Genomic DNA, 22041 nt, shown 5'->3' with positions numbered 1-22041 from the left:
TATGAAATTAATGAAAAAGTTAAGGGTGAAGCTGAGAAATTTCAGAAAAAAACACCTCAGTTTTTCCCAGAATACTCAGAAAATAATCTGGGCAGTTATTTTTTTCATTCTTTTAAGTCTAACTTTGACTTTAGATTTAATCCCTAATAGAATTGATTTAAAATCCGGACAGGTCAGCAAAAATGATATAACAGCTCCAAGGACATTAACGTTTGTAGATGAAGAGAAAACTGAAGAATTAAAACAGATGGCGGCTAAAAGAGCACCAAAAGTTTATGAGGAAGATAACAATGTTAACTCAACCGTTAATAGAAAGCTTAATATGATTTTTACAGCTGTTAAGTCAGAGAAAAATAATTTTATACAAAATAAAATATTAAAAGAAAACAAAAATTTAACAGAAAGCAATGATGAAAATTCTGAATCAAATTCCAGCAAAGAGGGAAATAAAAATTTTGATTTTGAAAATTTGAATGAAGAAGAGAAAAATAGTTTGATCACAAATATAAAATCTAAAATCAATTTTAATATAGAAGATGTTACTATTGGAACATTATTGAATACGGATACAGAAGAGTTAAAACAGCTACAGAAATATTCTCAAAATCTTATAAAAGAACAGCTTTCACAGAGAATTTTGCCGTCTGATATTCCGGATGCAGCAAAAAATTTACGGCAGTCTGCAATGGAGCTGGATATTTCCAGAGAACAGAGACTGGCTGCTGCCAATATAGTTACTGCTGTTATTGAACCAAATATGTTTTTAAATTCAGAAGAAACAGAAAAAAGACGGCAGGAAGCTGTTAGTCAGGTTGAACCTGTAAAAAGAACTGTAAGACAGGGAGAAATAATTGTTAGAAAAGGTGATGTTGTACAGCCTGAAGATATTGTAGTACTGGAAAAATTAGGTCTGCAGAAATCCAGAATTAATTATTTTAATATATTTGGCACACTGGTAATTGTACTTATAATTATTCCGCTGCTGGGTTTTTACTTTCGCAAATATCAGCCAGATATATGGAACAGCAATACAAAACTATTATTAATTGAACTACTTATTTTTATAGTGGTTATGCTGGCAAAAATATTTGCGATTTTTCAGAATTCGTTTATGGATTATTTAGTGCCAACTGCAATGGCATCGATTTTATTGACAGTACTAATAGATTCTCAGACAGCTCTTATTTCAACAGTCTTTTTAAGTTTCCTTATTGCACCTGTCTTTAATATGAATATAAATATTGTTTTAACATCTTTTCTGGCAGGACTTGTCGGGATATTCAGTGTATCCAGAGTAAAAGAGCGGGGAGATGTGATTAGAGCTGGATTTAATGTAAGCCTGGTCTTAATTTTTTCTATAACAGGATTATCTTTTCTTGAAAGAACACAGGACTGGATGTATCTTCTCTGGGCTGCTACGGGTGGGATTTTAAATGGAATTTTGGTTGGAATACTTGCAAACGGATTTCTTCCGTATTTAGAAAACTTATTTGATATGACTTCTTCTGTTAAGCTGCTGGAACTTTCCAATCCAAGCCAGCCCATCTTAAAGAGACTGCTGGTTGAAGCACCCGGAAGTTATCACCACAGTATAATAGTTGGTAATCTTGCCGAAACTGCAGCTGAGAATATAGGGGCAGATGCACTACTTGCTAGAACAGGTGCATATTATCATGATATTGGAAAATTAAAAAGACCTTACTTTTTTTCTGATAATCAGTTTGGAGGAGAAAATCCACATGATAAAACATCTCCTAACTTAAGCTCTCTTATTATAAAGTCTCATGTTAAAGATGGAGTTGAGCTGGCAGAAGAATATGGATTACCCAGTAAAATAATAAATATTATTAAACAGCATCATGGTACAAATCTGATTTCTTATTTTTATCAGCAGGCCCTACAGGATGACAAACATAACAATGTTAAAAAAAGTGATTTTAGATATGATGGTCCAAAACCTCAGAGCCGTGAAGCTGCTATAATAATGCTGGCAGATATAGTTGAAGCTGCTGTTAGATCTAAAAATTTTAATAAAAATAACCATAATAGAATAGAAGGTTTTGTCAGGGGATTGATAAAGGATAAATTGATCGAAAATCAGCTTGATGAATGTGATCTTACTCTTAAGGATCTTGATATAATAGTGAGCAGTTTTGTTAAAGTACTGTCAGGCATTTATCATCAGCGTGTGGAATATCCAGAAAATATTATAAAAGAAATGAAAGGAAAAGATAAGGATGATTAATATTCAGCTGAGCAATAATCAGGACAAAATTAAGCTTCCTTCTGAAATAGAAAATTTGCTTCAGAAGGTTGTGAAATGTGCTGCAGAACTTGAAGGCTACAACGGGGGTGAAGTAAGTATTGCTCTTGTCGATAATGAGCAAATTAAAGAATTAAATATAAAATACAGAGATAAACATGAAGCAACAGATGTTTTGTCCTTTCCTATTGGTGATGAGATACTTGGGGATATAGTAATTTCTGCTGAAAGAGCTTTACAGCAGGCTAAAGATTATGGACATTCTTTTGCCAGAGAAATAGCATATTTGACAGTTCATGGAGTTCTGCATCTGTTTGGATATAATCATTATGGGGAAGAAGAAAAGAAAATGATGAGGCAAAAAGAAGAAAGAGTTCTTGCTCAGCTTGATTTGAGAAGGAATTAGGAGGGATTTATGCAACCGAGAAAATTTATAGACACTTTTAATCATGCAATTGCAGGATTAATACATTCTATTAAAACACAGAGAAATATGAAAATACATTTATTTGTGACAATGATGGTTCTCGGTTTTAGTTTGCTGTTTAATGTAAGTAGAGTGGAGCTTGCACTTGTAATTGTTGCTATATCTTTTGTTATTTTTGCCGAGCTTATAAATACAGCAGTAGAAGTAATTATTGATATGACTGCACCAGAATACAGTTATCAGGCAAGAATTGCAAAAAATATTAGTGCTGCTGCAGTTTTAGTTGCCGCTGGAAATGCAGCTTTTACCGGTTATTTAATTTTTTTTTATAAGTTAGAGAAACTTTCACTGGAGCTTATTTTTGTTTTGCGGCATCAGCCTATTCATCTTACATTTATAAATATTGTATTCTTATTCGTTTTTGTAATAGTTTTAAAATCAATGGTTAAAAGCGGGACACCACTTAAGGGAGGAATTATAAGTGGGCATACTGCAATAGCATTTTCTTCCGTAATTATAATTGCTTTTTTAACCCGCAATTTTTTGGCCGCTACTCTTGCTCTGCTGCTGGCAGTTTTGATTGCTCAGAGTCGTCTGGAATCAGGCACCCATTCATTGAAAGAAGTTATATTAGGCGCTTTAGTTGGTACTGCTGTAAGTATTTTAATTTTTGCTTTTTTTAGATGAGTTTTATTTGGATTACTGAAGATATTTTGGGGGAGATGCTATGGTACTGGAATTATTAATATTAGCAGCACTTTTATTTTTATCTGCATTTTTTTCTGGTTCGGAAACTGCTTTTATGGCGGTAAACAGAATAAAAATAAAAGAAAGAGTTCAGCGGGGTGATGATAGAGCTTCCAGAGTGGATAAGCTTTTAACAAATCAGACTAAACTTCTTACCACTATTTTAATTGGTAATAATCTTGTCAATATATCAGCTTCTTCTATTGCTACAGCTTTAGCTGTAAGATTATTTGGCAATAAAGGTGTTGGTATTGCAACAGGTGCTGTTACTTTATTAATACTTGTTTTTGGAGAAATAACACCGAAAGCACTTGGAAATAATAAATCGGTAAAATATACAGAAATAGCTGCTCCATTTTTGTTTTATATGGGTAAATTGTTTGCTCCCTTTATTTTTTTATTCACAAAAATAGTAAAGATATTTGTTGGAGATAAAGATCTCATTTCTTCTGCTTTTTTAAGTGAGGAAGAAATTAGGCGTTTTGTGGAGGTAAGCCACAGAGAAGGGATTATAAAAGAAACTGAACAGGAAATGATACAGAGTGTTTTTGAGTTTGACGACACTCTTGTAAAAGAGGTTATGATTCCTAGAACTGATATGGTTTGTATAGAAAAAAGTGCAGGTCTAAAAGAATTAATAAGTCTTGCTGTAGAAAAAGGCCATTCTCGTATTCCTGTTTTTGAAGAGTCGATTGATAATATTATTGGACTGATTTATATAAAAGATCTTTTAGAACTTCTGCTAGAAAGAGAAAAAGAAGTTTCTATTGAAGATTTTGTTAAGCCAATATATTTTATACCGGAAGGAAAGCCGATAAATCAGCTTTTATCAGAAATGAAAAAAAGAAAAGAACATATGGCAGTAGTAATAGATGAATATGGTGGAACAGCCGGATTAATAACTATTGAGGATCTTTTGGAAGAAATAGTAGGTGATATTCAGGATGAATTTGATTTGGAGCCAAAATATATTGAATTTTTAAATGAAAAAGAATTGATGCTTGATGGTAGAGTGGATATTGATGAGTTAAATGAACTTCTCCCTAATCCTCTTCCTGTTAGTGAAGATTATGAAACTATTAGTGGACTTATTTTATATTATCTTAACCGTCTGCCTGAAGCTGGAGATAAAATTGATTTAGATGGAATTGAAGTTATAGTGGAGGATGTTCTGGACAATAGAATAAGAAAAATAAGATTGAAGAGTGAAGATAAAATCAGACTAGAAGATCGTGAGTGGTAAAAATGATTAAAAAAATAAGAAATTTATTTATAACAGGGCTTTTAGTTCTTTTACCTCTTGTATTAACTGCTTATCTTTTTGGGAGTCTTTTTCTAATACTTGATAACTGGATTAGACCAATGTTTAAACACTGGCTGGGTGTTGATCTTCCTGGAATTGGTTTTGTTTTCATTTTGCTGCTTATATTTTTAACTGGTATTTTTGCTACCAATATAATTGGAAAAAAGATTATAGATATTGGGGAGTATATGCTTTTAAAAATTCCTTTGATAAGGAATATTTATTTGAGTATAAAGCAGATTTTGGATGGTGTTTTTGCCAGTCAAAATGTTAGTTTTAAAAAAGCTATTCTGTTTGAATATCCTCGCAGAGGTCTTTATCAGATAGGATTTATAACCAAGGAAACTTCTATTTATTTTGAAAATCTAACCGGAGAAAAAATGTATAATGTTTTTTTGCCCACTACCCCTAATCCAACTTCCGGTATGTTCATAATGGTTCCTGTTAAAGAAGCATATGAACTTGAAGATATTACAATAGAAGAAGCACTTAAATTAATTATTTCTGGCGGTATTCTGTCACCCAGCAAAAACAGCTCGGGAGGTATAGATAGTTTTGAAACTTAAAGATAATAAATATTTTGAATTATTGATTACAGCTCTTTTGATATTCTTAATTATTAATGCTGTACTTTTATTGAGAATGCTGGGGTTTATTTATTTGCCCGGTGAAATAAGTCAGCTTGATAAAGCTAAAGAAGGTGCCAGGGCTGTGGTAAGATACAGCAGTGAGCTTGCAGAAAGCTATGGAATTGGAGACAGAAAAAATATTGTTAATCTGCTTGCAGAATTTGAATATGAAATAGAAAAGGCTAAAAGTGATGATATTGTTGCAAGTATAATGATGGATTATGGCAGACAGATACAGGATGAGATTTTTAGAGAAGTTCAGCAGATGAGAATAAATGAGGTATTAAATATAATAAACAGTCAAAAACTGCCCCAGACAGGTGTTATTTCTATCACTCATGTAGATGGAAAAACTAAAATTATTGATCCAGATGTTGTTCTTGAGGAAAAAACAAGAGAAAAATTAAAAAATATAGATCTGTTTCAGACATTAGAATTAAAAATAGAAAATCAAAAAGCAGAAATAACTGCTGGAGATATTTTTAATCTTGTCGAATATTTAAAAACAGAAAATGTCAGTCTTAAAAGACAGTATAGTATTTTGTCATCTCAGGCAGGTTACAGCAGTATATCGGGCCAGGGTATAGTTATATATATAAATGATGATGATTCCTCAGCAGACCAGAATTCTCTAATACATGATTCTGATATAAGGAATATAATAAATGAACTCTGGATAGCTGGTGCAAGGGGTATTGAAGTTGGTGGTCAGAGAATTAATGTAAAATCTTCTGTGAGATGTGTAGGACCAACAATTTTGGTAAATAGTAAACCTGTGGCAGTTAAACCGGTTACGGTTAAAGCAGTAGGTAATCCGGATGTTCTTCGGAGCAGCCTAGAGATAATCAAGAAAAATTTAAATGCTTTTGGTATTGAAATTTTGATAAATGAAGAAGAAAATATAACTTTAAACAGCAGTCAGAGGTGAAATAATGAAGTTTAAAATTGCAGTTTTGTTGCTTGTTGTCATATTATCTATAGCCGTATTAAGCGGCTGCAGTTTTACAGATAGGTCAGAACAGCCTGCTGGAGAAACTGTAGAAAAAAATAGAGCTGGAGGAGAAATAGCTGACAGTCAGATGAGTGAAGAAGAAAGAGAAGAAAAAAAAGAAGAAATAAAAGAACAGTATGCTGATGATGAAATTCAGCAGCCGATAGAAGAAGGTGAAAATTTTGCAGGACAGTCTCCTTTTACTGGGGAAATGTTAAAAGAAATTAAGTATAAACATGCCATTTCAGTTTCTATTGAAAATTCTCCTGTAGCAAGACCACAGAGTGGTTTGGAAAGTGCAGAAATTGTGTATGAATTTATGCTGGAAGGTGGTATTACCCGGTTTTTAGCCATTTTTTGGCCTGAAATTCCAGAAAAAGTAGGACCTATTAGAAGTGCCAGACCGTTTTTAATTGATGTTGCAAATAGCTATGATTCTCTGTTTTTACATGCTGGTGCTAGCCCGGACGGTTTTAAACAATTATCAGATTCCGGCATACTTCATCTTGATCAAATATATCAGAACCAGTATTTTTGGAGAAGCAGTAAAAGACTGGCTCCACATAATCTGTATTCTGGCAAAATTCCGCTTCAGGACTTTACTGACAAGTTGGACCGAATAGAATATCCGAACAGATTTAAATTTTTAACTGCTTCTATTGTGTCAAATCCTCAAACAGCAGAAGAAATTACAATTGATTACTGGGGAGATTATAGTGTAAATTACCGCTATGATGAAGAAGCTAATATATATTACAGATTTTTATATGATTTTAAAACACCCCACCGGGTAGAAAATGGACGCCAGTTGAGTGCCAAAAATATAATTGTTCAGTTTACAGATACTGAAGTAAAGGATGATGAAGGTAGGCTGGAAATGGATTTAAACAAAGGTGGGAAAGCACTGCTTTTTAGAGATGGAATAGTTGTTTCAGGGAACTGGCAGAAAAATGATGATTCCTGGATTATCTATTATGATAAAAATGGCAGTGAATTGGAAATAAATCCAGGTCAGACCTGGATTCAGGTAGTACCAGATGGTACAGAAATTAAATATTAAGCTTATCTGAAAGGGATGATTATAGATGGAAAAAAAAGTTAAGGATGAACTTTTTAAAGCTGCACTTAAAGTACAGCAGAATGCATATGTTCCCTATTCTAATTTTCCTCTGGGGGCTGCTGTGCTGACAGAAGAGGGAGAAATATATACTGGAGTGAATATAGAAAATGCATCATTTGGTCTTAGCAATTGTGCTGAGAGATCTGCTATTTTTAATGCAGTTTCTCATGGGAAGAAAAATATTAAAGCACTTCTTTTAGTAAGCAGCACTGAAAAACCAGTCACACCCTGTGGGGCATGCCGACAGGTTATTAAAGAATTTTCAGATAATATTGAAGTTGTTATGATGACTGATAGGGGTAAAGAGCTTATTATGACAAGTAGTGAGCTGCTTCCTGGTGCTTTTACCGAAGAAAATATGGAGAAAAATGATGAATTATAAATCAGGATTTGTTACAGTAATTGGCCGTTCTAATGTTGGGAAGTCTACTTTAGTAAATAAATTAGTAGGGGAAAAAATAAATATAACTTCACCAAGACCTCAGACAACCAGGAACAGTATTAAGGCAATTTATTCAGAAGATAATGGCCAGATTATATTTATAGATACTCCAGGTATCTACCAACCCAGCAATAAGCTGGATAATTATATGATAAATCAAGCTTATAAAAGTCTTGAAGGAATCGATGTAGTAATATTTATTGTTGATGGCAGTACCTACTTTGGTAGAGGGGATCAGCAGATATTTAATCAAATCAAAAATTATTCTAAACCAGTAATTTGTGTTATGAATAAAATTGATAAGATGAGTAAAAACGATATATTAAAAAAACAGAAAGAATACAGTCAGAAAACCTCACTGGAAGTTATTCCAATTTCTGCTGCAGAAGAGAAAAATCTAGATTCTTTACTGGCTGAAGTTTTTCTGCATCTTCCTGAAGGTCCACAGTATTATCCAGATGATATGATTACAGATCAGATAGAAAGATTTATTTTTGCCGAAATAGTTCGAGAAAAAATTTTTTATTTATGTAGAGAAGAGGTTCCTTATGGAGTTGCAGTTCTGGTAGAAGAGGTAAAAGAAAGAGATAATGAAGATTATTATATTAGAGCCAATATTTATGTAGAAAAGAAGTCACATAAAGGTATTATTATTGGCAAAAATGGTTCTATGCTGAAAAAAATAGGTAAAAATGCAAGAAAAGAAATAGAGGATCTTCTGCAGACAAAGGTTTATCTGGATTTATGGGTAAAAGTTCTTAAAGACTGGCGAGAAAAAGAAAACCTCCTTAAAAGAATGGGATATAAGGGGTGATTTACTATTGAAGCAAAAAATTTAATTAGAGAGTATCTTCCTGAAGGGTACGATACTTTTGATGATTATTATAGTGATAATTATCCTGCAGACGCTGCAGAATTTTTGTCTGAACTGCCGGAAAATGTTCTGATAGAATTAGTAGAAGATTTTAATTATGAAATTTTAAGTCAGATAATTATATTTTTTGAAGAAGAACTGCAGAAAAAAATTGCTGAAAAAATGTCAGTACTAAAAACAGCTCAGGTGCTGTCAGCAATGTATAGTGATGATGCTGCTGATTTTTTAAGCATTCTGTCGGTAGGAAAAGTAAAAAAAGTATTAAAGCTTATGAAAGAAAATGATGCTCTTAAATTAAAAGAACTTCTGCATTATGATGATGAAAGTGCAGGAGGACGTATGACTACAGAGTTTATTGCTTTTTATGCTGATAATACTGCCCAATCTGTTTTGAATAAAATTCGGAAAATAATTACAGAACCAGAAATGATTTATTATATATATGTAATTTCCAGAAAAAAAGAGCTGGTAGGTGTACTTTCGGTTAGACAACTTTTAACTGCTCAGCCCGATACAAAACTGAAGGATATTATGAATAAAAGAGCTATTAAAGTTAATATTGCAGCTGATCAGGAGGAGGCTGCACGTATTATTTCCAAATATGATTTGTTGGCAGTTCCGGTTGTAAATGATCATAATCAGCTGCTGGGAATTATAACAGTTGATGATATTATTGATATTTTAGAAGAAGAAACAACAGAAGATCTTTTTAAAATATCTGGAGCTACAAATGCATATGATATAAGAGGTAATTTTATGGAAGCGGTAAAAAAGAGAATTCCCTGGCTGTTTATACTGTTGATTGGTGATCTTTTATCAGGGACTGTAATTCACCGTTTTGAAGCTTCGCTTGAGTCTATTGTTGCACTTGCTATTTTTATTCCTGTTTTGATGGATATGGGAGGTAATGTGGGAACTCAGTCTCTGACTGTTGTTGTGAGGGGACTGGCAACAGAAGAACTTGATTTTTCACATTTTATTAAACATCTTTTTAGTGAGCTTAAAGCAGGTTTAGTAATGGGAGTGATTATATCATTTTCTCTGTTTATAATCACATTTTTATGGCATCAGAATTTCGCGCTTTCTTCTGTAGTTGCATTTTCAATGCTGATAACAATGATTACAGCTGTAACTGCAGGAACATCTATACCTTTTTTTGTTGATTATTTTGGTGCAGATCCTGCTGTAGCAGCTGGACCTTTTATTACAACTTTGATAGATATATCTGGATTATTTATTTATTTCACAATAGCATCACTTTTAATGGAAAAATTGCTTTAAATGCAGGATAATATTATATTTTGCAGAATAATAATATTAACTTGAGAAAATAAGGAGTGAATTTTTAATGGCGATCAAACCACGTGATATGGCAAAGATGATTGACCATACCAATTTAAACCCTACTGCAACAGTAGATGATATTAAAAAATTATGTGAGGAAGCAAGTGAATACGAATTTGCATCTGTTTGTGTTCATCCAATATATGTTCCTTTATCTGCTAAGCTTCTGGAAGAAAGCTCTGTTAAAATATGTACTGTAATTGGTTTTCCACTTGGAGCCAATACTACTGAAACAAAGGCTTTTGAAACCAGGAATGCAATCAGATTGGGAGCACAGGAGATAGATATGGTTATGAATCTAGGAGCTTTTAAGTCGGAGGCATATGAGCTGTTTCAGACAGATATAAAAGCAGTTGTTGATGCAACTAAAAAAGCAGGTGTAAGTTCTGATATAATTGTTAAAGTTATTTTAGAAACCTGCTATTTAAATGAAGAAGAAATAGTAAAGGCATGTGAGATAGCAAAATCAGCTGGAGCTGATTTTGTTAAAACTTCAACCGGTTTTGGCAGTTATGGAGCGAGAGTAGAAGATATCAGTTTAATGAGAAAAACTGTGGGAAGAGATGTAGGTGTTAAAGCAGCCGGTGGAATAAAAAATTTTGAACAGGCACTTAAAATGCTGGATGCTGGAGCAAATAGAATTGGAGCCAGTTCTGGAGTTGCAATAGTAACCGGTGATGAAGATAAAGGTAAGGATGGAGATGATTAAACTTTGGCTTCTTTTGAAACAGAAGGTGTTGTTTTAAAACAGTTTGATTTAGGAGAATCTGATCGCCTTATAACTCTGTATACAAAAGAAAGGGGTAAAATAAGGGCTGTTGCCAGAGGAGCCCGTAAAGGGATTAAAAGTCGTTCAGGACTTGTACTACCTTTCAGCTATCATAATTTTACTTTATATAAGGGTAAATCTATGGCGCGTATTAATCATATAGAATCAAAAGAGATGAATTCCAGGCTCAGAGAAGATCTGGATTATATGGCATATGCCAGTGTGGTATCAGAATATATAGAGAGGGTAGGGCTAGAAGATGAAAAAGATCTGGCCCTTTTTTCACTGCTGGTTCTGATATTAAAGGAAATGAATGATTCTGATAAGGAAAATCTTCTGTTTTATTATATTTTTTTTAAAACAAAGCTTTTAATCCTGCTGGGAATAAAACCAGAATTAAAAAAATGCACCTATTGTAATGAACAGATTGATTATGATAAAATTTATTTTAATATTGAATACGGTGGAGTTATATGCAGAAACTGTAAAGAGAAGTATAAGACAGATTATATAAAATTCAGCCGGGAAGAATTTGTGATTTTTGCTAAATTTATAAATTCGACGTTTGCCGATATTGCAGACAAAGATATTGAAATTGATAACAGGATATTAAAAAAAGTTTCTTTACTAACAGAAGATTTTATTGCCTATCATCTTGATTTAAAACCTAAATCTCTTTCATTTCTGTATAACTTACAGAGTATGAATAGATATTTTTAAATATCATTATATCAGGGAATAAATCTAAATTTAATGGAAACAAATATATATATTTTTAAATTGTGATATATTTCAAAATTACTAACTATATTATATGAAGGAAGTGTTTAAATTGAATTTTCAAGAAATAATTTTTGCTTTAGATAAATTCTGGAGTGAGCAAAAATGTGTAATAGAACAGCCATATGATATTGAAGTAGGGGCCGGTACAATGAGTCCTTCAACATTTCTGCGGGCTCTGGGTCCTGATGAATGGAATACAGCATATGTTCAGCCCAGCAGAAGACCGACTGATGGCAGATATGGTGACAATCCATACAGGCTGCAGAGATATTTCCAGTATCAGGTAATTATGAAACCTTCACCTGATAATATTCAGGATATTTATTTAGACAGCCTCCGTGCAATGGGGATTGATCCTAAAAAACACGATATTAGGTTTGTAGAAGATAACTGGGAAGCTCCAACTCTGGGAGCCTGGGGTCTGGGATGGGAAGTATGGCTTGATGGTATGGAAATAACTCAATTCACTTATTTTCAGCAGGTCGGAGGTTTTCAGGCAAAACCTGTAACAGTTGAAATCACCTATGGGCTGGAAAGAATAGCCATGTATCTGCAGGAAGTAGAAAATGTATTTGACCTAACCTGGGTAGAAGGTGTAAGCTATGGTGATATCTATCATCAGAATGAAGTAGAACAATCTAAATATAATTTTGAAATTGCAGATGTGGACAGTCTGTTTAAAATGTTTGATTTATATGAAAGTGAAGCAGAAAATGCAGTCAATTCCGGATTGACTCTGCCTGCATATGATTATACTTTAAAATGCTCACATACATTTAATCTTTTGGATGCCAGAGGAGCAATTAGTGTAACTGAAAGAACACGTTTTATTAAGCGGGTTAGGGATCTGGCCCATAAATGTGCAGAAAGCTATCTAGAATAAGTTAATTGAGGAGTTGATATAATGTCAAAAACACTACTTTTTGAAATAGGAACAGAAGAAATGCCTGCAGAAACAATGCAGAAATTTCGTAAAGATTATCTGGGAACTGCGTTAAAAATTTTTGATAAAAATCGTATTAAATTTAAAAACATGGAAGTTTATTCTACCCCCAGAAGATTAGTTCTCTTTGTGGAAGATCTGCTGGAAAAGCAGCCGGATAAAAAGGAAACTGTTCGGGGACCTGCAGCTAATATTGCTTTTGATGATAAAGGTTTTCCTACTAAGGCTGGAGAGGGATTTGCAAGAGGACAGGGTGTATCTGTAGAAGATCTCAAAGAAAAAGATGGCTATTTATATGCGGAAAAAACTGAAAAAGGGAAAGAAACTGCTGATATTTTACCATCATTATTGACAGAAATTGTTAATAAAGTTCCGCTTCCCAAAGCTATGCGCTGGGCAAATTATGATATTGAATTTATTCGTCCTATAAAATGGCTGCTTGTTCTTTTTGGTACTCAGAATATTGATCTAAAAATTGCAGATGTTAAAAGTGGAAACTTCAGTATGGGGCATAGATTTTTATCTGATGGAAGGGTAAAAATTATAGATGTTAATAATTACTTTAGTAAACTGAAAGATGCTTATATTATTGTAAACCACAGAAAGAGAAAAGAATTGATTTTAAATCAGATAGATGAACTAAATATTTCTGGTAGAACAGTTATAAAAGATAAACTTTTGGAAGAAGTTGTTGATCTTGTTGAATTTCCAACAGCTTTTAAGGGCGAATTCAGTAAAAGTTTTTTAAAACTTCCTCAGGAAGTTTTGATTACAGTTATGGAGAAACACCAGAGATATTTTCCTGTTAAGGATAATAATGGTAAACTTCTTAATCAATTTGTAGGTGTAAGAGATGGTGGTAAAGATTATTTAAAAGAAGTAATTTCCGGTAATGAGATGGTTTTGAGGGGGAGACTTGCTGATGCTGAGTTCTTTTTTGCTGAAGATAAAAAATATGGGTTTAAGAATAGATTGGATGACTTAAAAAATATTGTTTTTCAGCAGGAACTGGGAAGTGTTTATGATAAGGTATTAAAACTGGAAGTTATGGCTGAAAAAATTGCAGATGAGCTTAACTGGAATAGACAAGACAAAAAATTATTAAAAAGAGCGGCGAGATTAAGTAAAAATGATCTAGCAACAGAAATGGTTAATGAATTTGCCAATCTGCAGGGTCTTATGGGTAAAGAGTATGCACTTCTCGAAGGAGAAGACAAGAAAACGGCTGAAGCCATTTTGGAACAATATATGCCGCGCTTTGCCGGAGATGAACTTCCGCAGAGCAGAATAGGAATAGTATTATCAATTGCTGAAAAACTGTTTAATCTATCCGGACACTTTTTGATTGATAATATTCCTTCTGGTTCTCAGGATCCGTTTGCACTGAGGCGTCAGGCAACAGGACTTGTCCGCATAATTCTTGAACATGATCTGCCTCTTGATCTGGAAAAAATGATCCAGATTGGGATTAGAACAGTTGAGATAAGAGAAGATAATAGAAATAAAGCTTTTAGAGAATTAAAATCATTTATAAAACAGAGGTTGGAAAACTATCTTACAGAACAGAATATCAGATATGATGTTATCAATGCTGTAATAAATGTTCGTGACAATAATTTTGTTGATTTATTTAAAAGAGCAGAAGCACTAATGGAATTTAGAAATGAAAACCCAGAACTTTTTACAGAACTGATAAGAGGTCTGGTAAGGGCCAAAAATATTTCTTCTAAATTAGAAAAAGAACTTAATATCAATAAAAATTTGTTAAAAGAAAAAGAAGAACTCAAACTTTATAATTCATATAGAGAGAAAGAAAAAGAAATTAAAAATTATTTTAACAGCAGTAACTACTTAAAAGGTTTTCATAAAATAGTTGAATTAAAGGAGGAAATAGATGAATTTTTAGATAATGTAATGGTAATGGTTGAAGATGATAAAATTAAAAACAACAGGCTCTCACTGCTGAAAAAAATTACTGATTTAATGCAACCTGTAATGGATATTGATGAGATAGCTCTTGATGATTAATTAACGAAAATGGATATGGGGTGAGAAAATGAATAATAAAAAAACCAGTGTTTATATCATCTCTGATTCTCTTGGTGATACAGCTAAGGCAATTATTAATTCAGCCGCTGTACAGTTTAAAGATGTTGAAATTGATAAAACCACATTTCCCCATGTTAGAACACAAAAACAATTAGAAAAAATTACAGAAAAAGCGGCAGATAATTCTGCAATTATAGTATTTACTTTGGCAAAAGATAAGATGAGGTCAAAATTAATTGAACTTGCAGATAAATACGAGCTGGATTATATTGATTTATTGGGACCTATACTGGATAAATTGTCGTCAAAATCAAATAGAAAACCTGATGAAATACCAGGAATAAAGTATAATATAGATCAGGATTATTTTAAAAGAATAGAAGCAATGGAATTTACTCTTAAATTTGATGACTTAAATGATCAGCAGGGAATAGATGAAGCGGATATTGTTCTTGTCGGAATTTCCCGTACATCTAAAACTCCTCTTTCAATTTATCTATCATATTTAGGGTATAAAACAGCAAATGTACCTCTTGTTCCTGAAGTGACTGTTCAGCAAAGTATACTGGAAAATAAAGATAGGAAAGTTATTGGCTTAACTATTGACCCACTGCTGTTAAATGATATACGTATAGAAAGGCTGAAAAAGATGGGATTGGGTAATGATGCATCTTATGCTGCAGGTGAGAGAATTAATGAAGAAATAGCTTATGCTGATTCTTTAATGGAAAAAATAGGTTGTCCAATAATTGATGTAACTGATAAAACAATAGAAGAAACTGCTTCTGAAGTGCTTGCATATGTAACTTAAAAGGAGGAGTTTATGTTTAGCAGAATAGAACAGGAAAAAAGGGAAAAAGAAATACTTTCTCCTTTTGCAGCTTTGAGTATGGAAAGCCGAGGTCGGGAAAATGTGGAGAAAGAATGTGATATAAGAACTGCATTTCAGCGTGATAGAGACAGAATTATACATTCTAAAGCATTTAGAAGATTGAAACATAAAACACAGGTTTTTATAGCTCCAGAAGGAGATCATTACAGAACAAGACTCACTCATACTCTGGAAGTTTCTCAGATTGCAAGAACTGTTGCCAGGGCACTTAGATTAAATGAAGATTTAACAGAGGCTATAGCATTAGGCCATGACCTTGGACATACTCCTTTTGGTCATGCAGGAGAAGAAGCTTTATCCGAAGTGTCAGGTAGAGATTTTTTGCACAACAGACACAGCTTAAGAGTTGTTGATAAACTTGAACAGAGAAGCAGCGGCAAAAATGGGTTAAATTTAAGCTGGGAGGTGAGGGATGGTATTGTTAATCATACTGGAACAGAACTTCCCTCTACACTGGAAGGCCAGATAGTGCGTATTTCTGATAGAATAGCCTATATAAATCATGATATAGATGATGCCCTGAGAGCTAAAATAATTAAAGTGGAAGAACTGCCAGTTGAAGCAGTTTATCTGCTTGGAGAAAGTCACTCTAAAAGAATAGACACAATGGTCAGAGATTTAATTAATGAAAGTCAGGATAAAAACATAATCAGCAGATCTGAATCTGTAAAAAAGGCAACAGAAAAGCTCCGTGATTTTCTTTTTGCTAATGTTTATATTGGTTCTGTTGGTAAGAGTGAAGAAGGAAAAGCAATAAGACTCATAAAAAATCTATATGAGTATTTTATTAACAATAATCTGTCAGTTCCAGATGAATTTTTAAAAAAAGAAGATGATTATGAACAGGCTGTAATTGATTATATTGCAGGTATGAGTGACCGTTACGCAATCAATTTAGGTAGAGCACTTTTTATTCCAACACCATGGCTTAATAAAAAAAATTATATTTCACTGCAGGATTTTTAAAATAGTTAGTGAATAAATGTAAGTACTGATAAAAACTGAACTTATAAATTATACTTTATTTGTATTTTTAAAATATTTTTAATGAAGGATTAATTGCTTTTTTAGAGAACTATAAGTTTAGAGTAAGATTAAATTAGTTAATACTTAGGGTGAATAAATTGGCCAGATATTCAGATAATTTTATAGAAGAATTGAAATTTAGTGTCGATATTATAGATGTTGTTTCTGATTATTTGGAGCTTAAGAGAGCTGGAAATAGATTTAAAGGGCTCTGTCCTTTTCATAATGAAAAAACGCCATCTTTTTTTGTAAATCCAGATAATAATTTTTATCACTGTTTTGGCTGTGGAGCTGGTGGAGATGTAATAAATTTTGTTATGGAAATTGAAAATATAACTTTTACAGAGGCTGTTAAAGTTTTAGCAGAAAAAGCTGGAATAAAGCTGCCGAATTTGACTGATAGAGAGAAAAAACTTTATCAGGAAAGAGAACAGTTATTTGAAATAAATAAGACTGCAGCCAGGTTTTATAATTATTTATTGCTGGAAACAGAATTAGGAGCTGATTCTTTAAAATATCTTAAAGATAGAGGTTTTACTGAAGATGATATCGAATATTTTCAGCTTGGTTATGCTCCTGATGAATGGAAGGCAGTACTGTCGTTTTTAAGTAAAAGAGAATACAGTCTTGATATGATTCATAAGGCAGGACTTATATCAAAAGGGAAAAACAATTCTTTTTATGATAGATTTAGGAATAGAATAATTTTTCCTATATTTAATATCAGAGGTGAAGTAATAGCTTTTGGAGGCCGAGTTCTACCGGATTCTGAGCAGGGTGCTAAATATTTGAATTCGCCGGAGACAGCAATATTCAGCAAGAAAAAAAATCTTTATGGTTTAAATAGAGCAAAAAAATATATTAGACAAGAACAGAGATGTATTATTATGGAAGGTTATACCGATGTAATTCAGGCACATAAAAAAGGAATTAAAAATGCTGTCGCATCACTTGGAACTGCTTTTACAGATGAGCAGGCAAAATTAATTAAAAGATATGCCGATCAGGCTCTGATTGCCTATGATTCTGATACAGCTGGAAATAAAGCAACTTTGCGGGGACTTGAAATTCTTAATAATCATGGTATTGATGTAAAAGTCATAACTCTTCCCGAAGGATCTGACCCTGATGATATACTGCGTGAAAATAATCTAGAATTATTTAATGAATATATGGATAAAGCAGAGAGTTTAGTGGATTTTAAAATTGATATGATTATTAAAGGCAGAAATTTGAATGATCCAGGTGTTAAAATAAAAACACTAAAAGAGGCGGCTGAACTTATTAGTGGGATAGATAATGAAATGGAAAAAGAAATTTATGTTGAGAGAACTTCACAAAAAATGAATTTTGATAAAAATGTTTTAAATAAAGAAATTAAAATGAGGTCAAAAAAGAAAAAAAGAAAAAATTTCAGCAGAAAAGAGAAAAAGATAGATAAAAGAAGAAAAGTCAAAAAGTCTGATATTGTGAGGATACAGGAACAGCTGCTGTCATATTTTATTACACATAAACATCTCCGCAGCAGTCTGTCTCAAATAATTTCTGCTGATGATTTTTATGGTAAAGGGAAAAAGCTGGCAAAAATTATTTGGAATGGACCATTTATAAGTGACTCAGTGAGCAGTGATAAAATCAAATCTGAACTTGGTGAAGATCTTAAATCTTACTGGTCTGAGATTATTGTTAAACAAAAAAGTGGTTTAAATAAAGATAAGCTTTTTAATCTAGCAAAATTTGTTGTAGAAAAAAATCTTGAAGTTAGTAAAAATGAAATTTGCAGCAGACTTAATAATGGACAAAATGATTTGCAAACTTTAAATCAGATGTTAAAAAAATTTCACAGTTTAAATTCTAATAGTGAAAGGGGGGATTAATTTGGCTGATAAAAATGTAAGTCCTGCCAAAATTGATGAAGTTAAAGAACTGCTCAGCCGTGGTAAAAAAGTGGGCGAATTAACTTATGAAGAAATTATGGATGCTTTAGAAGATATAGATCTTGATTCTGAAGATATAGAAAAGATATATGATATTTTTAATGAAATGAATATTAGTATTGTTAGTGAAAGAAATGAGCAGGAAGAGGAAGAAGATGAAGATGACAGTGGTCTTGATTTAAGTGTTCCACAGGGAGTTGGTATCGATGATCCTGTACGAATGTATCTAAAAGAAATAGGAAAAGTTGATCTTCTTACTGCTGAAGAAGAAGTTGAAATAGCCAAAAGAATGGAACAGGGTGATGAATCTGCTAAAAGAGAGCTGGTTGAAGCTAACTTACGTCTAGTTGTCAGTATTGCTAAAAAGTATGTTGGTCGTGGGATGCTATTTTTGGATCTTATTCAGGAAGGTAATATGGGGCTGATGAAAGCGGTAGAAAAATTTGACTATACGAAAGGTTATAAATTCAGCACTTATGCCACTTGGTGGATTAGACAGGCTATTACTCGGTCTATTGCAGACCAGGCCAGAACTATTCGTGTACCAGTACACATGGTTGAGACTATTAATAAATTAATCAGAGTCTCCAGACAGCTTCTGCAGGAAAAAGGACGTGAACCCAAACCAGAAGAAATTGGTGAGGAAATGGGTATATCTGCAGAAAAAGTGAGAGAAATTATGAAAATAGCTCAGGAACCTGTATCACTTGAAACTCCTATTGGAGAAGAAGAAGACAGTCATCTGGGAGATTTTATAGAAGATGAAGATTCTCCTGCTCCTGCATCTGCTGCTTCATATATTTTATTAAAAGAACAGCTGGATGGAGTTTTAGATACACTAACAGACAGAGAAAAAAGAGTGCTAGAACTGCGATTTGGTATTGAAGATGGTCGTCCAAGAACTTTAGAGGAAGTAGGGAAAGAATTTGGTGTTACTAGAGAACGAATTAGACAGATTGAGGCTAAAGCTTTAAGAAAACTGCGTCATCCAAGCAGAAGCAAAAAATTAAAGGATTATTTAGATTAGTTCTTTAAATATGCGAAAACAGGAGCAAACAGGAGTAAATTTTGTTTTATCTTCTTAAAAAGCATAAAAAAAAAGTTTTAAACTCTTGACGTCAGTTATTATATATCATATAATTACTTCTGTCGTTACAAAGTTATATTAATTTTGAAGGGCCCATAGCTCAGCTGGTCAGAGCAACCGGCTCATAACCGGTTGGTCCCAGGTTCGAATCCTGGTGGGCCCACCAGATTATCAACCTTGTTCTCCTGAGAACAGGGTTTTTTAATGTTTAGCGTATAATTGTCAATAGTTTTTTAGAAAAAATGCACAGAGATAACCATTTCATCTTACTGTAATAAAGAAGTCCGAAGGACATTTTGTTCTATTTATTTCACAGGGAGGAGTATAAATATGACTAAAGCTCAGGAAATTATATCACTTATGGGAGAAATAGCCCCAGTAAGGCTTGCCGAAAAATGGGACAATGTTGGTCTTCAGATTGGTGATCTTAATAATGAAGTGGAAAAAATTTTGCTGACCCTGGATTTAAATAATGAAGTTATAGATGAAGCGGTAAAAAAAAGCTGTAATATGATAATTACACATCATCCTGTAATATTTAATGGTATCAATTCAGTAAGTTCAGAATCTGCTGTAGGACAGATGATTATAAGATTAATAAAGAACGATATAATAGTTTTTTCTGCCCATACAAATCTTGATATTGCAGAAGAAGGGCTTAATGATTATATCTGTAATAAACTTGGTATTAAGGATTTTCAGCCGCTTGATGTAACACAATCTGAAAATTATTATAAATTTGTGGTTTTTGTACCAGAAAATTACATAGAAGAAATTAAATCTGCTGTATATGAAAATGGTGGAGGGGAAATTGGCAAGTACAGCCACAGTGGTTTTTATTTACAGGGAAAAGGCAGTTTTAAGCCTTTGGAGGGTTCCAGTCCTTACATAGGTAGTACTGGAAAGATTTCGGAAGTAGATGAAATTAGACTGGAAACAGTAGTAGCTGAAGATAAAATTGATCAGGTTTTAAAATCTGTTTTAAAGGTTCATCCTTATGAAGAAGTAGCATATGATATTTATAAAATTGATAGGAAAAGTAAGATTAGTGGGATTGGACGTATAGGTTATCTAAAAGAAAAAATATTGTTAAATGATTATTTAAATATTGTAAAAGAAGAATTAAATCTTCCTTATCTTAAATTTGTAGGGAATAAAAACAAAGAGATCAAAAAAGTAGCTGTATGTAATGGTAGTGGTGCAGATCTTACCCAAAAAGCCATTTATAAAGGGGCAGATCTATATTTAACTGGTGATGTTAAATATCATGAAGCACAGTATGCTGAAGAAATGGGTCTGGCATTAATTGATATTGGTCATTATGAAAGTGAAATTTGGGTAAAAAAATTATTATATCAAAAATTAACTTGTTATGCTGATAAGGAAAATAAAAAAGATGTTGAATTTGTGATTTCCAATATTAATACAAATCCCTGGAATTACAGGTAATTTTAAGTTGAGTGATTTGCTTGACATATCATTAATTCAATGGTATACTTTTAAATATGTAAAAATAAGTTAACCAGGTGATCGCGGCCTTTTTGGCTGAGGAAAGTCCGAGCTCCACAGGACAGGATGCTGGGTAATTCCCAGTGGAGGTAACTCCCAGGAAAGTGCCACAGAAATATACCGCCTTATTTTAATAAGGTAAGGGTGAAAAGGTAAGGTAAGAGCTTACCAGGTTTCAGGTGACTGGAATGCTAGGTAAACCCCATCTGGAGTAAGTCCAAATAGGGAGAATGAGGAGTGGTCCGCTCTTCTCCGGGTAAGGACGCTCAAACTAATAGGTAACTATTAGTTAAGATAGATGATCGCCTAATACAGAACTCGGCTTACAGGTTAACTTATTATACATTTTAAATATTAAAGGGGTGTTAAGATGAAAAATGCAATGCTGGAAGCAATAGCGTATATCGATTCTGCAGTTGAAAAATCAGCTCAATTTAACAATTTTGCTCCTGAAATGAGTGATAGAGTATTGGATAATAGAATAATTACTTTGGAAGGTTATATAAAATATATTGATAAAGAAGGACTGAATTTAATGAAAGAATTTATTCAGGAATTAGAGGAGGAAACTAATGACTGATCAAATATATTATAAAATACAATATCCGTTAAAAAAAGCAATAACTTTAATGAAAAAAATTGATAGAGAAGATAATGTTGATATCAGTGTTTCGGAATCAGAAAAAGAAAAAATAAAAGATTTTGTGTTTAGATGGAATAATGGGGGGAAAAAACAGCTTCATCAATTGATCAATAATCTTAGAGATAATTTATAGAATTAATGCCATGACTTATTTTGTCATGGTTTTTATTTTGTGTGCTCCGTAAATTATTCTGATAATAGGTGAAAGTCCTATCTATGTTGTGGCATGTATCATGTAGAAGTCAACAGTGACAGGGTGTTCA

General features: G+C 32.9%; 21 protein-coding genes, 1 tRNA gene and 1 other RNA gene. All 23 read left to right on the top strand.

Translation table 11 applies throughout. From position 1 onward, the window contains the following. Window position 1: 1 nt before the first annotated feature. Window positions 2-2245 carry an HD family phosphohydrolase gene (locus tag DER71_RS07675; protein WP_114474495.1) on the top strand — a complete coding sequence of 748 codons (2244 nt, stop codon included), beginning with the start codon at window positions 2-4 and terminating at the stop codon, window positions 2243-2245. Further along, window positions 2238-2669: an rRNA maturation RNase YbeY gene (gene ybeY, locus DER71_RS07670; protein WP_199505587.1), complete on the top strand. Its 432-nt coding sequence runs from the start codon at window positions 2238-2240 to the stop codon at window positions 2667-2669. Before DER71_RS07675 ends, ybeY begins: the two co-directional genes overlap by 8 nt. Window positions 2670-2678: 9 nt before the next feature. Beyond that, window positions 2679-3377 carry a diacylglycerol kinase gene (locus DER71_RS07665; RefSeq protein WP_114458366.1) on the top strand — a complete coding sequence of 233 codons (699 nt, stop codon included), beginning with the start codon at window positions 2679-2681 and terminating at the stop codon, window positions 3375-3377. 40 nt (window positions 3378-3417) lie between these two features. Then, window positions 3418-4680: a hemolysin family protein gene (locus DER71_RS07660; RefSeq protein ID WP_114458365.1), complete on the top strand. Its 1263-nt coding sequence runs from the start codon at window positions 3418-3420 to the stop codon at window positions 4678-4680. 2 nt (window positions 4681-4682) lie between these two features. Continuing rightward, on the top strand, window positions 4683-5306 hold the full coding sequence (locus tag DER71_RS07655; protein WP_114458388.1) for a DUF502 domain-containing protein: 624 nt from the start codon (window positions 4683-4685) through the stop codon (window positions 5304-5306). Then, on the top strand, window positions 5296-6297 hold the full coding sequence (locus DER71_RS07650; RefSeq protein WP_114458364.1) for a DUF881 domain-containing protein: 1002 nt from the start codon (window positions 5296-5298) through the stop codon (window positions 6295-6297). Before DER71_RS07655 ends, DER71_RS07650 begins: the two co-directional genes overlap by 11 nt. A 4-nt stretch (window positions 6298-6301) precedes the next feature. After that, complete coding sequence (locus DER71_RS07645) at window positions 6302-7420, top strand: DUF3048 domain-containing protein (RefSeq protein ID WP_114474494.1); 1119 nt, start codon at window positions 6302-6304, stop codon at window positions 7418-7420. Window positions 7421-7445: 25 nt separating this feature from the next. After that, the gene (locus DER71_RS07640) at window positions 7446-7862 is read left to right on the top strand and encodes a cytidine deaminase (protein ID WP_114458362.1); all 417 of its coding nucleotides are present in this window, start codon (window positions 7446-7448) and stop codon (window positions 7860-7862) included. Beyond that, window positions 7852-8736: a GTPase Era gene (era, locus tag DER71_RS07635; protein WP_114458361.1), complete on the top strand. Its 885-nt coding sequence runs from the start codon at window positions 7852-7854 to the stop codon at window positions 8734-8736. Before DER71_RS07640 ends, era begins: the two co-directional genes overlap by 11 nt. Before the next feature lie 6 nt (window positions 8737-8742). Continuing rightward, complete coding sequence (mgtE, locus tag DER71_RS07630) at window positions 8743-10077, top strand: magnesium transporter (protein ID WP_255416536.1); 1335 nt, start codon at window positions 8743-8745, stop codon at window positions 10075-10077. Window positions 10078-10144: 67 nt separating this feature from the next. Then, window positions 10145-10849, top strand: a complete 705-nt coding sequence (deoC, locus tag DER71_RS07625) for a deoxyribose-phosphate aldolase (RefSeq protein WP_114458359.1) — start codon at window positions 10145-10147, stop codon at window positions 10847-10849. Window positions 10850-10852: 3 nt separating this feature from the next. Beyond that, window positions 10853-11629, top strand: a complete 777-nt coding sequence (gene recO / locus DER71_RS07620) for a DNA repair protein RecO (protein ID WP_114458358.1) — start codon at window positions 10853-10855, stop codon at window positions 11627-11629. Between the two features lie 112 nt (window positions 11630-11741). Continuing rightward, entirely contained in the window at window positions 11742-12575 is an 834-nt protein-coding gene (locus tag DER71_RS07615; protein WP_114458357.1) for a glycine--tRNA ligase subunit alpha, read from the top strand. Between the two features lie 21 nt (window positions 12576-12596). Then, the gene (gene glyS, locus DER71_RS07610) at window positions 12597-14663 is read left to right on the top strand and encodes a glycine--tRNA ligase subunit beta (RefSeq protein ID WP_114458356.1); all 2067 of its coding nucleotides are present in this window, start codon (window positions 12597-12599) and stop codon (window positions 14661-14663) included. A 28-nt stretch (window positions 14664-14691) separates the two neighbouring features. Further along, the gene (locus tag DER71_RS07605) at window positions 14692-15495 is read left to right on the top strand and encodes a pyruvate, water dikinase regulatory protein (RefSeq protein WP_114458355.1); all 804 of its coding nucleotides are present in this window, start codon (window positions 14692-14694) and stop codon (window positions 15493-15495) included. 12 nt (window positions 15496-15507) lie between these two features. Next, a complete protein-coding gene (locus tag DER71_RS07600; RefSeq protein WP_114458354.1) occupies window positions 15508-16542 on the top strand; it encodes a deoxyguanosinetriphosphate triphosphohydrolase in 1035 nt (344 codons plus the stop codon). A 149-nt stretch (window positions 16543-16691) separates the two neighbouring features. Then, the gene (gene dnaG, locus DER71_RS07595) at window positions 16692-18479 is read left to right on the top strand and encodes a DNA primase (protein ID WP_233487027.1); all 1788 of its coding nucleotides are present in this window, start codon (window positions 16692-16694) and stop codon (window positions 18477-18479) included. A gap of 1 nt (window position 18480) precedes the next feature. Next, complete coding sequence (gene rpoD / locus DER71_RS07590; protein WP_114458352.1) at window positions 18481-19566, top strand: RNA polymerase sigma factor RpoD; 1086 nt, start codon at window positions 18481-18483, stop codon at window positions 19564-19566. Window positions 19567-19715: 149 nt separating this feature from the next. Beyond that, window positions 19716-19792, top strand: a tRNA-Ile gene (locus tag DER71_RS07585). A gap of 164 nt (window positions 19793-19956) precedes the next feature. Beyond that, entirely contained in the window at window positions 19957-21075 is a 1119-nt protein-coding gene (locus DER71_RS07580) for a Nif3-like dinuclear metal center hexameric protein (protein ID WP_114458351.1), read from the top strand. A 65-nt stretch (window positions 21076-21140) separates the two neighbouring features. Continuing rightward, an RNA gene (gene rnpB / locus DER71_RS07575) (RNase P RNA component class A) lies at window positions 21141-21477 on the top strand. Between the two features lie 28 nt (window positions 21478-21505). Continuing rightward, window positions 21506-21715 (top strand): hypothetical protein, encoded by a 210-nt coding sequence (locus DER71_RS07570; RefSeq protein WP_114458350.1) that lies wholly within the window; start codon window positions 21506-21508, stop codon window positions 21713-21715. Further along, window positions 21708-21911 carry a hypothetical protein gene (locus DER71_RS07565; protein ID WP_114458349.1) on the top strand — a complete coding sequence of 68 codons (204 nt, stop codon included), beginning with the start codon at window positions 21708-21710 and terminating at the stop codon, window positions 21909-21911. The genes DER71_RS07570 and DER71_RS07565 overlap by 8 nt, the downstream gene beginning before the upstream one ends. Window positions 21912-22041: the final 130 nt, after the last annotated feature.

It is taken from the genome of Halanaerobium sp. DL-01, from assembly GCF_003338615.1.
Lineage (GTDB): Bacteria > Bacillota > Halanaerobiia > Halanaerobiales > Halanaerobiaceae > QPJE01.
The sequence above is the reverse complement of the archived record's forward strand: the minus strand, read 5'-3'. Positions and strand labels throughout refer to the sequence as shown.